Origin of the sequence: Paenarthrobacter sp. NCHU4564 (genome assembly GCF_052156435.1) — a bacterium.
Classification (GTDB): Bacteria; Actinomycetota; Actinomycetes; order Actinomycetales; family Micrococcaceae; genus Arthrobacter.
Map to the genome: position 1 here is coordinate 257,659 of NZ_JBQLIS010000005.1, position 11,098 is coordinate 268,756.

Annotated in this window: 11 protein-coding genes; all 11 read right to left on the minus strand. The window is 64.0% G+C overall.

Annotation, left to right across the window (positions count from 1 at the left end):
* Nucleotides 1-9 precede the first annotated feature (9 nt).
* The 11 genes from ACSVIE_RS07930 to ACSVIE_RS07980 all read right to left on the minus strand — a co-directional run bounded on the left by ACSVIE_RS07930 (nucleotide 10) and on the right by ACSVIE_RS07980 (nucleotide 10,944).
* Nucleotides 10-702 (minus strand): DedA family protein, encoded by a 693-nt coding sequence (locus tag ACSVIE_RS07930; RefSeq protein WP_426007501.1) that lies wholly within the window; start codon nucleotides 700-702, stop codon nucleotides 10-12.
* 194 nt (nucleotides 703-896) lie between these two features.
* Nucleotides 897-1,589 (minus strand): DedA family protein, encoded by a 693-nt coding sequence (locus tag ACSVIE_RS07935; RefSeq protein WP_442423516.1) that lies wholly within the window; start codon nucleotides 1,587-1,589, stop codon nucleotides 897-899.
* Between the two features lie 84 nt (nucleotides 1,590-1,673).
* Nucleotides 1,674-2,984: a thymidine phosphorylase gene (locus tag ACSVIE_RS07940; RefSeq protein ID WP_442423510.1), complete on the minus strand. Its 1,311-nt coding sequence runs from the start codon at nucleotides 2,982-2,984 to the stop codon at nucleotides 1,674-1,676.
* On the minus strand, nucleotides 2,981-3,385 hold the full coding sequence (locus ACSVIE_RS07945) for a cytidine deaminase (protein ID WP_426006455.1): 405 nt from the start codon (nucleotides 3,383-3,385) through the stop codon (nucleotides 2,981-2,983). Before ACSVIE_RS07945 ends, ACSVIE_RS07940 begins: the two co-directional genes overlap by 4 nt.
* A gap of 2 nt (nucleotides 3,386-3,387) precedes the next feature.
* On the minus strand, nucleotides 3,388-4,677 hold the full coding sequence (locus tag ACSVIE_RS07950) for an ABC transporter permease (RefSeq protein WP_426006454.1): 1,290 nt from the start codon (nucleotides 4,675-4,677) through the stop codon (nucleotides 3,388-3,390).
* Nucleotides 4,674-6,038: an ABC transporter permease gene (locus ACSVIE_RS07955; RefSeq protein ID WP_426006453.1), complete on the minus strand. Its 1,365-nt coding sequence runs from the start codon at nucleotides 6,036-6,038 to the stop codon at nucleotides 4,674-4,676. The genes ACSVIE_RS07950 and ACSVIE_RS07955 overlap by 4 nt, the downstream gene beginning before the upstream one ends.
* A complete protein-coding gene (locus ACSVIE_RS07960; RefSeq protein ID WP_442423511.1) occupies nucleotides 6,028-7,548 on the minus strand; it encodes an ABC transporter ATP-binding protein in 1,521 nt (506 codons plus the stop codon). Before ACSVIE_RS07960 ends, ACSVIE_RS07955 begins: the two co-directional genes overlap by 11 nt.
* Nucleotides 7,549-7,675: 127 nt before the next feature.
* Nucleotides 7,676-8,782, minus strand: coding sequence for a BMP family lipoprotein (locus ACSVIE_RS07965; RefSeq protein WP_426006451.1), 1,107 nt, complete (start codon nucleotides 8,780-8,782; stop codon nucleotides 7,676-7,678).
* Between the two features lie 227 nt (nucleotides 8,783-9,009).
* Nucleotides 9,010-10,035 carry an NADP-dependent oxidoreductase gene (locus tag ACSVIE_RS07970; protein WP_442423512.1) on the minus strand — a complete coding sequence of 342 codons (1,026 nt, stop codon included), beginning with the start codon at nucleotides 10,033-10,035 and terminating at the stop codon, nucleotides 9,010-9,012.
* Entirely contained in the window at nucleotides 10,032-10,463 is a 432-nt protein-coding gene (locus tag ACSVIE_RS07975; RefSeq protein WP_426006449.1) for an organic hydroperoxide resistance protein, read from the minus strand. Before ACSVIE_RS07975 ends, ACSVIE_RS07970 begins: the two co-directional genes overlap by 4 nt.
* 46 nt (nucleotides 10,464-10,509) lie before the next feature.
* On the minus strand, nucleotides 10,510-10,944 hold the full coding sequence (locus tag ACSVIE_RS07980; RefSeq protein ID WP_442423513.1) for a MarR family winged helix-turn-helix transcriptional regulator: 435 nt from the start codon (nucleotides 10,942-10,944) through the stop codon (nucleotides 10,510-10,512).
* Between the last annotated feature and the right edge of the window lie 154 nt (nucleotides 10,945-11,098).

Here is an 11,098-nt window from a genome sequence, read left to right on the forward strand (position 1 = left end):
GCAGGGAGCTTAGCCAGCAGGATTGGAAACGTCGCCTGCAGCTGCCGGTTGATGCGTCATCTCGGCAGCTGCAACCAGGGGCACCTCCGCGCGGGCAGCCTCGTCACGGGCAATGTCCCGCTTCTCCAGGTACTTGTGCCACCAGCGCAGGGCGTGGTCCACCACGATCCCCAGGAGCACGGCGAACGCCACGGCGATTCCCACGCCAAGCAACGGGTTGTTGTGCACCCATTGGCCGGCGAGCAATCCAATACCGATCGAGTAGCCGACCCAGGTGATGCAGGCGAAGGCGTCCAGCCAGAAAAACGTCCGGTGCCGGAACCCGGTCTGGCCTGCCACGTAGTTCACGGCCACGCGTCCCCACGGAATGTAACGGGCCGTGAAGATCAGCACCGCGCCCCGCTTGTCCAGCTCGTATTGGGCCCAGGCGAACATTTTCTGCACCTTGGGCCGGCGCATCCACTTCCACCGGGTCAGGCCGATCTTGCGGCCCAGCAGGTACGCCATGTTGTCCCCGGCCATGGCCCCGATCAGGGCCGTGGTACCTAGGATCCAAAGATTGGGTTCCCCGCTGTGAAGGGACAGCGCCGAGAGCCCCACAATGGCTGTTTCACTGGGGAGGATAGTGGCAAAACCGTCGATGAAGAAGAACAGAAGGAGTACCGGATAAATCCACGGCTGCCCGGCTGCATGCTCGAGCATTTGGTTCAAAAACTCCACGCGGCGGTAGCTCCTCGGCGAATATGACTTGACACTGTGACGGAAGTCGCTCTAAGTGTCCCATGGCCGGGACGTCGTTCGCTACGCCCCAGCCTGCGGGATCACAAACTTAACGCTATCCGCGACGGCCTGGTTCCGCCGTCAGCCGCCGGACTGATCTTGGGCACCCCGTGGCGTCATACCGTGGGTGGAGAAGGCGCCTCGCCCTCCGGGACGTTCCTGGCCGGACCGGTTCCCTTCAGGTCGTCGGCCTCCACCTTGCCGTTCTCCAGGGGAGTCGATCCGCGGACCTTGCTGATGATGCGGTCGATGATGATCCCCAGGATCACGGCCACCACGATCGCGATCACTGCGCCCAGCAGATGGTTGTGCTCGAACCAGACCCCGAAAAAGTATCCGAGGACCACCGAGTACGCCGCCCATAGGATGGCTGAAAGGGAGGTCAGCGCCACGAAACGGCGATGGTTGAAATGTGTGGCCCCAGCGGTCAGGTTCACCGCCACCCGTCCGATCGGGATGAACCGCGCCACCATGATCAGCGAGGCCGCCCGCCGTCGTAATTCCTTGCCCGCCCAGCGGAAGGCTCCCTGCATGCGCTGGGTCCGCATCCACCGCCACCGTTGGATGCCGATCCGGCGGCCGATGAGATAGGCGATGTTGTCGCCGGAGAAAGCCCCCACGGCTGCCACCACTGCCAGCAACCAGACGTTGGGAGACCCCCCGCTGCCCGACACGGCGCTCAAACCGACCACCACGGACTCGCTCGGAATCGGGGGAAAGAAACCGTCAATCAGACAACACGCCAGCACCAGGGCCAGCACCCAGGGCTGCTCTGCCGCGGCGAGAATGAAATCGTTGATGCCCTGCACGGTTTCCTTCGGGTAGCCGGCGCCATGGGCGCCGGAAGGCTGGTGTTCCGGGTGCCCACGGGAGGACAACCCGGAACATTAAGCCTAGGCGATGCGGTCGATGATCAGCTGCCGGGCAGGACGGGATCCTTCTGGAGCAATCACCACGGCGTCCCGCAGCGCTTCCTTGGCACGGTCGAACTTTTCCGGGGTGTCGGTGAGGAGCGTCATGAGCGGCTCCCCCGCCCGCACCAACGCACCGGGCTTGGCGTGCAACCGTACCCCGGCAGCTGCCTGCACCTGGTCCTCCTTCCGGGCCCGGCCCGCACCCAGGCGCCAGGCGGCGACGCCCACGGAGAGCGCGTCCAGTTCCACCAGCACGCCGTCCGCCGGAGCATAGACAACCTCTGACTCCCTGGCCACCGGCAGCGCAGCCCGCAGATCGCCGCCCTGTGCCTCGATCATGCGGTTCCAGACATCCATGGCGCGCCCGTCCTTCAAGGCCGCGGCAGGATCGGCGTCATGGACGCCGGCACCGGCCAGCATCTCTTCGGCCAGGCGGACGGTCAGTTCGACGACGTCTTCCGGGCCTCCGCCCGCCAGCACCTCTACCGATTCCTCCACCTCGATGGCGTTGCCGGCAGTGAGTCCCAACGGGGTGGACATGTCGGTCATCAGAGCAACCGTGTGCACCCCGGCATCCTTGCCCAACGCCACCATGGTTTCCGCGAGTTCCCGGGCGCGGGCTTCGTCCTTCATGAATGCCCCGGAGCCAACCTTGACGTCCAGCACCAGCGAGCCGGTGCCCTCGGCAATCTTCTTGCTCATGATCGAGGACGCGATCAGCGGAATGGCTTCAACAGTGCCGGTCACGTCCCGCAGGGCGTACAGCTTCTTGTCCGCAGGAGCCAGCCCCGATCCGGCAGCACAGATCACAGCCCCTACGTCCTGAAGCTGGGCCATGATTTCGGCGTTGCTGAGGTTGGCCCGCCATCCGGGGATGGCTTCGAGCTTGTCCAGCGTCCCCCCGGTGTGGCCTAGTCCCCTTCCGGACAACTGCGGCACCGCCACGCCGAACACCGCCACCAGCGGCGCCAGCGGCAGGGTGATCTTGTCACCGACCCCACCGGTGGAGTGCTTGTCGCTGGTAGGTTTCCTGCCGCCGTCGGGCTTTGTCAGCGACGAAAAGTCCATCCGCTCCCCCGAGGCGATCATCGCCGACGTCCAGCGCGAGATCTCGTCTCGGTCCATGCCGTTGAGCAGGATGGCCATGTTCAGCGCAGCCATCTGTTCGTCGGCGATGACGCCACGGGTGTAGGCATCGATCGTCCAGTCGATCTGTTCCGGGGTGAGCGTGCCCTTGTCCCGTTTGATGGTGATGATCTGGACGGCGTCGAACGCTTCGGTGCTTGTCACGTGCTTTCCTCCAGGTGCTCGGGACCAAAGGCGTCAGGCAGCACCTGGTCCATGGTTTTGATTCCCTGCGTGGTCATGAGCTGCATTCCGGGTGCCCGGAATTCGTAGAGCAGCTGGCGGCACCGGCCGCACGGCATGAGGACGTTGCCCTGGCCGTCAACGCAGTAGAACGCAGCCAGCCTGCCTCCCCCGCCCAGGTGCAACTGGCCCACCAAGGCACATTCCGCGCACAGCGTCAGGCCGTAGCTGGCGTTCTCCACGTTGCAGCCGCTGATGATGCGCCCGTCCTCGGTGAGGGCCGCAGCCCCCACCGGGAACCTGGAGTACGGCGCGTAAGCCTTCTCCATGGCCTGCTTCGCAGCAGCTTCCAGCGCTTGCCAGTCGATGTCGGCCTTGGGCATCGTCAACCTTTCACGTACGGTATGCCGCTGGCGGCCGGTGGCCGCGACTTACCCACCAAACCGGCGACGGCGAAGATGGTCACCAAGTACGGCAGCATGGCCATGAACTGGCTCGGAACGGGAGTACCGATGATCCCCAGGATCGACTGCAGGTTGTAGGCGAAGCCGAACAGCAGAGAAGCCAGGAACGCCCCGATCGGGTTCCAGCGCCCGAAGATCAGCGCCGCCAACGCGATAAAGCCGCGTCCGCCCGAGATGTCCTTGGTGAAGGAGTCGATGGTCACCAGCGTGAACACCGCTCCACCGATACCGGCGATCGCACCGCCCAGCGTGACGTTCCAGAACCGCGTGGCATTGACGTTGATACCCAGGGTGTCAGCGGCCTGCGGGTGCTCGCCCACGGCACGTACCCGAAGGCCCCAGCGGGTCTTGAACAGCCCGAACCACACCACGGCGACCGCGATGTACATCAGGTAACCGGCGATCGACTGTTCGAACAGGATGGGGCCGATGATCGGAATGTCGGACAACAGCGGGATGGGCAGGATGTCCAGGCGGCCAGGGGTGTTGAACTGTTCCTTGTTGGGCACCATTACGGTGCCGAACAGGAAGCCGGTGAGGCCCGATACCAGCACGTTCAGCACCACGCCCACAATGATCTGGTTGACGAGGTACTTGATGCTGAAGACCGCCAGGACCATGGAGACGGCAGCACCTGCAGCCGCTGCCGCGATCAACCCCACGTACGGGCTGCCCGTCACGGTAGCCACCAATGCCGCCGTGAAGGCACCACCGAGCAGCTGGCCCTCGATCGCGATGTTCACCACGCCCACGCGTTCACACAGGACACCGGAGAGGGAGCCGAACACCAACGGCACGGCCAGGGTCACGGAGCCCGCCACGAGGCCGGCCAGGGAAATGGATGGCTGGCGTGCGCCCGCAACAATCCACACCAGCAGGGCAAACACGAACAGCACGGCGAAAGCTATGGGCAACCATTTGGGAGACCGTTCGCCCCGGGTCCACAGGAAGATCGAGTACGCGGCAATGGCCAGCAGGAGGATGCCGAGCACCACCCCGCCTGCTTGGCCCGGAATGAGGAGGGCGGGGACGGCGACGGCGTCACCGGGATCGCTGATCTTCATCTCCGCGGTCTGGTCCGGACCCATCAGGCCGAAAAAGACCAACGCAATCAGGGCCAGGACACCCAGGGAGAGCGGAACCTTCAGGGAAGGCCTGAAGCCGGGCAGGGCGGTTGCTCCGGAACGCGGAGCGGTGGATGTTGCGCTCACTTGGCACCTCCGGTGGCGTTGGCCAGCTCAGCTTTGCCGGTGGCCTTGGGCTTCTTGGTCTTCTTCTTCGGTTCCAGCCGGAACAGCGACCGGATCAGCGGGGGCGCCGCGATGAACAGCACGATCAGGGACTGCACCACCAGCACGATGTCGATGGGGGTTCCCGTTTGGATCTGCATCTGGACGGCACCGGCACGGAAAGCGCCGAACAGGAGCCCGGCGAAGAACGTCCCCCACGGCGTGCTCCGGCCCAGCAGGGCCACGGTGATGGAGTCGAAGCCGATCTGGGCTGCCACGCCGCCTGTGAGGACCTTCTCCGTACCGGCCACTTGGGCAACGCCTCCGAACGCCGCGAGGGCACCGGCGAACGCCATGACCAGGATGGTGGCCCGCGGAACCTTCACGCCGGCGGTGCGGGCGGCCACAGGGTTGGCACCCACGGCCCGGAACTCGAAGCCGATCGTGGAACGGTTCAGCAGCCACCAGACGCCGTAGGTCAGCAGGACTGCCACCAGGAAGCCCAGGTGCAGGCGGGACCCGGGAATCAGGACAGGGTACGTTGCCGTTTCGTCCAGGCGCGGCGAGATGGGACTGTTGTCGCCCGGCCGCCGGAAAGCCGCGGTGTTCAGGAGGAAGTCCAGCAGGAACAGCGCCACGTAATTCAGCATGATGGTCACGATGACTTCGTGGGCACCGGTGCGGGCTTTGAGGATGCCAACGATCGCGCCCCACACCGCACCGCCCAGGACACCCATGATGATGACCACCAGCAGGTGCAGCCCAAACGGCAGGTGCCAGGCGAAGCCCACATACGCGGCCAGCGTGGCACTGATGATGATCTGGCCTTGGGCACCGATGTTGAACAGACCCGCGCGGAAGGCCAAGGCAACGCCGAGGCCCGCACAAATCAGCGGCGTGGCTACGGTCATGGTTTCCAGCAACGGCAGGAAACCTTGCCGCGGGTTGAAGACAGATCCTTGGAACAGGGCCACGTAGCTCTCCGTCATGGCGTTCCACAGGGCGCTGAGGAAATCGGTGGGCCGGGCGAAGAAGTACCCAGCGGTCCGGGCTACCTGGCTGTCCGTGCTGGCGATCAGCAGGCCGCCGAGAATCAATGCCACGATCACGGCCAGGACGGAGACGAACCCGTTGCCCATGACGATCCGGCGCATCGTGCTGCCCTGGCGGTGCCCGGGGTCCCCGCTTTGGGAGGAAACCGGCACGATGGAGGGTTCCATCATGCCGCCGGCAGTATCCAGGGCGACGTCGGCGGCACGGACTTCGGAGGTGTCTTCCGGACGGGTTTCCTTCGGATCCACGTGATCGGGTCCGGGTGCGTTTGCTGGGTCCCTATCCGTCATGGGAGCCTCCTTCCGGGCCGACGCCGGCCATCATCAAGCCGAGGGTGTCCCGCGGTGTCCCCGCCGGCACGATTCCTACGAGCTTGCCTTTGTAGAGCACGGCGATCCGGTCCGCGAGCTCGATCACTTCATCCAGCTCCGTGGACACGATCATGACCGGTGTGCCAACGTCCCGTTCGGCCACGATGCGTTTATGCAGGAATTCGATGGAACCGACGTCCACGCCGCGCGTTGGCTGGCTGGCAATGAACAGCCGCAGGGGGCGGGACAGTTCCCGCGCCATGACCACCTTCTGCTGGTTGCCGCCGGAGAGTGTGCCGGCCGCTGCACCCGCCGAGGGGGTGCGGATGTCGAATTCCTCAATCTTGGCCTTGGCGTTTTCGGCCACCTTGGCGGGCTTCATGCTGACGCCGCTGGCAAAGGGCGCTTGGTCGTAGAGGTCCAGGACAAGGTTCTCGGCAACCGAGAACGGCCCCACCAAACCGTCCACGGTGCGGTCCTCCGGGACAAAGCCGACGCCGGAACGCAGCACGTCCTTGACCGGCAGTCCCAGCAGTTGTTTTCCGTCCAGGGTCACGGAGCCGCTGACGTGCTCCTGCACGCCAAGGATCGCTTCGGTCAGTTCAGTCTGCCCGTTACCCTGCACACCGGCGATCGCCAGGATCTCGCCCTGTGCGATATCGAAGCTGATGCCATCCACTACGTTGGTTCCGTTGGACGCACGGACTGTCAGGTTCTCCACCACGAAGGTGGTCTCCTTGGGCTGTGCCTGTGCCTTGTCCAGGCTCAGGCTCACGGGGCGGCCCACCATCATGGAAGCCAGCTCTGTGGCAGAGGCCGAGGGAGGAGCGTCACCCACCACTTGTCCGCGCCTGATGACCGTGATGACGTCCGAGACAGCCTTTACCTCCCGCAACTTGTGGGAGATGAAAACGATCGATGTGCCCGAAGCCTTGAGCTGGCGCATGATGTCAAGGAGTTCGTCCGTTTCCTGCGGCGTGAGGACGGCCGTGGGTTCGTCCAGGATGAGCACTTTGGCGTCGCGTACCAATGCCTTGATGATCTCCACGCGCTGCTGCACGCCAACCGGCAGGTCCTCCACCAGGGCGTCAGGGTCCACATCAAAGCCATACTTGGCGGAAATTTCACGGACCTTCCGGCGGGTTTCCTCAATGCTGAGGACTCCGCCGAAGGACGTAGGTTCGGCACCCAGGGCCACGTTTTCGGCCACCGTGAAAACCGGGACGAGCATGAAGTGCTGGTGCACCATGCCGATCCCCGCTGCCATGGCATCTCCGGGGCCGCGAAAGGTGACGGGCTGGTCATCCACGAGGATTTGTCCGGCTGTTGGCTCATAAAGTCCATACAGCACATTCATGAGGGTCGATTTTCCGGCGCCATTCTCGCCCAGGAGGCAATGGATCTGGCCGGATTCAACCACGAGGTCAATGTCTTGATTGGCGTAGAAGGTCCCGAAGGCTTTCGAGATCCCCTTCAGTTCGAGTTTCACAACTCCCACCGTTCTGTGAGTCCGAGGGACGGCTGTACTGCCCACTACCTTTTGGTAGCAGCGTAGTCAGGGCAAAAACGCGCCGCCAGTACCGGGGCCCGGTACTGGCGGCGCGTCGTGGAATTGTTTACTTCTTGGGGCTCGCAGCCGACTCAACGACCAGCTTGCCGGAGGCGATGTCAGCCTTCAGGGCATCCAGTTCAGATTTGGTCTCGGAGGAGACGGCGGAATCGAGGTCGTGGAACGGTGCGATCGCAACGCCATCGTTGGCCAAGGTGCCAACGTAGGCTTCGTTGCTGAACTTGCCGTCCTTGTCGTCCTTCACCACGGACTCCACGGCCTCGCCCATCTGCTTGACCACGGAGGTCAGCATGAGGTCCTTGTACTCGGGAGCGGTGAGGTAGCCGTCCGAGTCGACCCAGATGAGCTTGACGTCCTTGCCGGCGGCCTTGGCTTCCTTCAGGGCAGCACCTGCACCCTTGCCCACAGGACCGGCGACGGGCATCACGATGTCCGCGCCCTGGTCCAGGAGGTTGAGCGTGACCTGCTTGCCGGTATCCTGCTTCTCAAAGTCACCCGTGAAGGAACCGTCCTGCGTGGCCTTGTCCCAGCCGACAACCTGGACAGACTTGCCCTTGGCCTTGTTGTAGGCCTGGACGCCGTCGTAGAAACCGTCCATGAAGATGGTGACCGTGGGGATCTTGATACCGCCGAAGGTACCCACCTTGCCGGTCTTGGACGTGGCGGCCGCTGCGTAACCGGCCAGGTATGCGGCCTGGGCGGTGTCGTAGACGATCGGCTTGACGTTGGCGATCGGCGTCTCGTACGAGTAGTCAACGATCGCGAAGTGCTTGTCCGTGTTCTTTTCCGCAGCGGCCTTGGTGGCATCGCCCAGGAGGAAGCCGACGGTGACGGTCAGGTTGCACCCGGCGGAGATCATGCCGTTGAGGTTGGTCTCGAAGTCGCTGTTGGCCTTGGACTCTGCGGACTTGACGGTTATGCCAAGATCCGTCTCAGCCTTCTTGAGGCCTTCGAACGAGGACTGGTTGAAGGATTGGTCGTCGAATCCGCCGGAGTCGGACACGATGCAGCCGGTGTAGTCACTCTTGGTGGCCGCACCGGAGCCGGCGTCGGGAGCCTGGCCGCAACCGGTCAGCAGGAGCGCTGCTGCGCCAACAGTTGCGACACCAGCCATTGAACCGCGCTTCAGGGCGGCGCGCAGTGGTTTCTTCAATTTTCCTCCAGGAAGAAAGTGGTGTGGGCTACGACGGATGGTCAATGAGTGTCCGTTTCCTATACCTGAGGCAGAAATTCTGTTTTCACTGATGCTTCGCAGCACTGCGCCGAGGCGCACTTGGTGACACCAACACTAGTGGGCTGGACCACACCCGAATAGCACAATCCCGGGCACCGCGGCAGATTGTTGACCTTTTGTTACCAAGCAGTAGCCGGGCTGTTGCGTCACAAGCGGACGAGCATCTTTCCCGTATTGGCCCCGTCCAGCAGATCGATAAACGCCTGCGGGGCGTTCTCCAGACCGTCCACGATTGTCTCGTCGTAGCGGACCGTCCCATCAGCCAGCCACGCAGCCATCCTTTCCCTGAATTCGGCGGCATGGGCGCGTTGGCCACCCACCAGGAAGCCACGCAGCGTCAACTGCTTGCCGATGGCCACAGCGAGGTTCCTGGGCGCAGCCGGCGGCTCGGTGGAGTTGTATTGTGCTATCGCTCCGCACATGGCCACGCGCCCGCCCACGGTCAGTGTGTCCAAAGCAGCTTCCAGGTGGTCGCCCCCGACGTTGTCGAAGTACACGTCGATACCGCTGTCCCCCGCTGCCTGACGCAACTGCTCCAGCACCGGAGCGTCGTTGTAGTTGAAGGCGGCGTCAAAGCCCAGGTCCAGCAACCTGGCAACCTTGTCCGCCGAGCCCGCACTGCCGATTACTTTCCCGGCGCCTATTGCCTTGGCAATCTGGCCCACCATTGACCCCACGGCCCCGGCTGCACCGGACACAAAGACGACGTCCCCTTCCTTGAATCCGGCCACCTTGAGCAATCCGGCGTAGGCGGTCAGCCCGGTCATGCCCAGCGCCCCAAGGAAGGCCGGCGTCGGAGCCAGCCCCTTAGGCACCACGGTTGCCGCGGTGGCGTCCACCACCGCGTGGTCCCGCCACCCCAGTTGATGCACGACGACGTCACCCACCTTGTGCGCGTCCGAACGGGACGCGATCACCTCACCTGCCGCACCGCCGTCGAGCGCTGCATCAAGGCGGAAGGGAGCCGAATAGGACTTCGTGTCATTCATGCGGCCACGCATGTAAGGATCGACGGACATGTACTGGTTCCGCACCAGGATCTGGCCGCTCTTCAGTTCCTGCACGGGAGCGGCGACGAGCCGGAAGTTGTCCGGGACCGGCCGGCCCGACGGGCGCGAGGCCAGGTGGATTTCGCGGGTAGTGGCGGGCATTGGCGTCTCTGGAATGCTCATGCGGCGAACTCCACCAGTTTCAGGTCGACGGCCATGTTGCCGCGTGTTGCGTTCGAGTAGGGGCAGATCCTGTGCGCTTTGGCCATCAGCTCCTCGGCCTTGCCGCGCTCCAGTGCCGGCAGGGCAATCTCGAGTTCGGCCGCCAGCCCGAATCCCACTCCGTCCGGAAGGGCGCCGATGTGGACCTTGGCTGCGACGGCGGAGTCGGTCAGGTCCACACGTTCCTTGCGGCCCACCAGGCGCAGGGCCGAGTGGAAGCAGGCTGCATATCCTGCCGCGAACAGTTGTTCAGGGTTGGTGCCTTGGCCGTTGCCGCCCAGTTCTACAGGGCTGGCGAGGGCGACATCCAGTTTGCCGTCGTTGGTGCGGGCATTGCCGTCACGGCCTTCGCCGGAAGCCAAGGCCTCTGCGGTGTACAGGGTCTTCATGGGTCTGTTCCCCTTCTCTGTGGTGGATTGTGGTGCAGCGGAAAAGTCAGGGTGCCGCATGGAGGGCGGCGGTGAGCTTCCCGAGGGTGGCATGCAGCTGGGCCATTTCGTCAGCCGACAGGCCCGCTGCTTCGGCCAGGCGCAGGGGCACGGCTTGCGCTTTGGCGCTCAGGCGGGTTCCGGCGTCGGTGAGGACCACGTCCACACGCCGCTCGTCCTCCGCCGAGCGGTGCCGCTCCACGAGGCCCATGGCCTCAAGACGCTTCAGCAACGGCGACAGCGTGCCGGAGTCCAGGCCCAGTTCGGCACCAACCGCGCGGACGCTCCGCGGCTCCTCCTCCCAAAGCACCAGCATCACCAGATACTGCGGGTAGGTCAGGCCGAGGTCGTCGAGCACCGGGCGGTAGACCGCCGTCGCGGCTTTCGACGCCGCGTACAGCGCAAAGCAGACCTGGTGGCGGAGCCGGGGAGCATCACTCATGGGAGAAACGGTAGCTCACAATTACATTGTGCACAACTTAATTCAGCCCACCCGAACCCAACTGGGTCGCAATTTTTGGCGTTTTTTGCCGGCAAAAACCGCCCAAAATGGACACACTTTGGGTTTTTTTTTTTGTGGCGGTTTGTTTGCAGGG

Coding starts and splice junctions, on each gene's coding strand:
- ACSVIE_RS07980 (WP_442423513.1), bottom strand. CDS start 10,944: ATGAGTGATGCTCCCCGGCTCCGCCACCAGGTCTGCTTTGCGCTGTAC.
- ACSVIE_RS07975 (WP_426006449.1), bottom strand. CDS start 10,463: ATGAAGACCCTGTACACCGCAGAGGCCTTGGCTTCCGGCGAAGGCCGT.
- ACSVIE_RS07970 (WP_442423512.1), bottom strand. CDS start 10,035: ATGAGCATTCCAGAGACGCCAATGCCCGCCACTACCCGCGAAATCCAC.
- ACSVIE_RS07945 (WP_426006455.1), bottom strand. CDS start 3,385: ATGCCCAAGGCCGACATCGACTGGCAAGCGCTGGAAGCTGCTGCGAAG.
- ACSVIE_RS07955 (WP_426006453.1), bottom strand. CDS start 6,038: ATGACGGATAGGGACCCAGCAAACGCACCCGGACCCGATCACGTGGAT.
- ACSVIE_RS07930 (WP_426007501.1), bottom strand. CDS start 702: ATGCTCGAGCATGCAGCCGGGCAGCCGTGGATTTATCCGGTACTCCTT.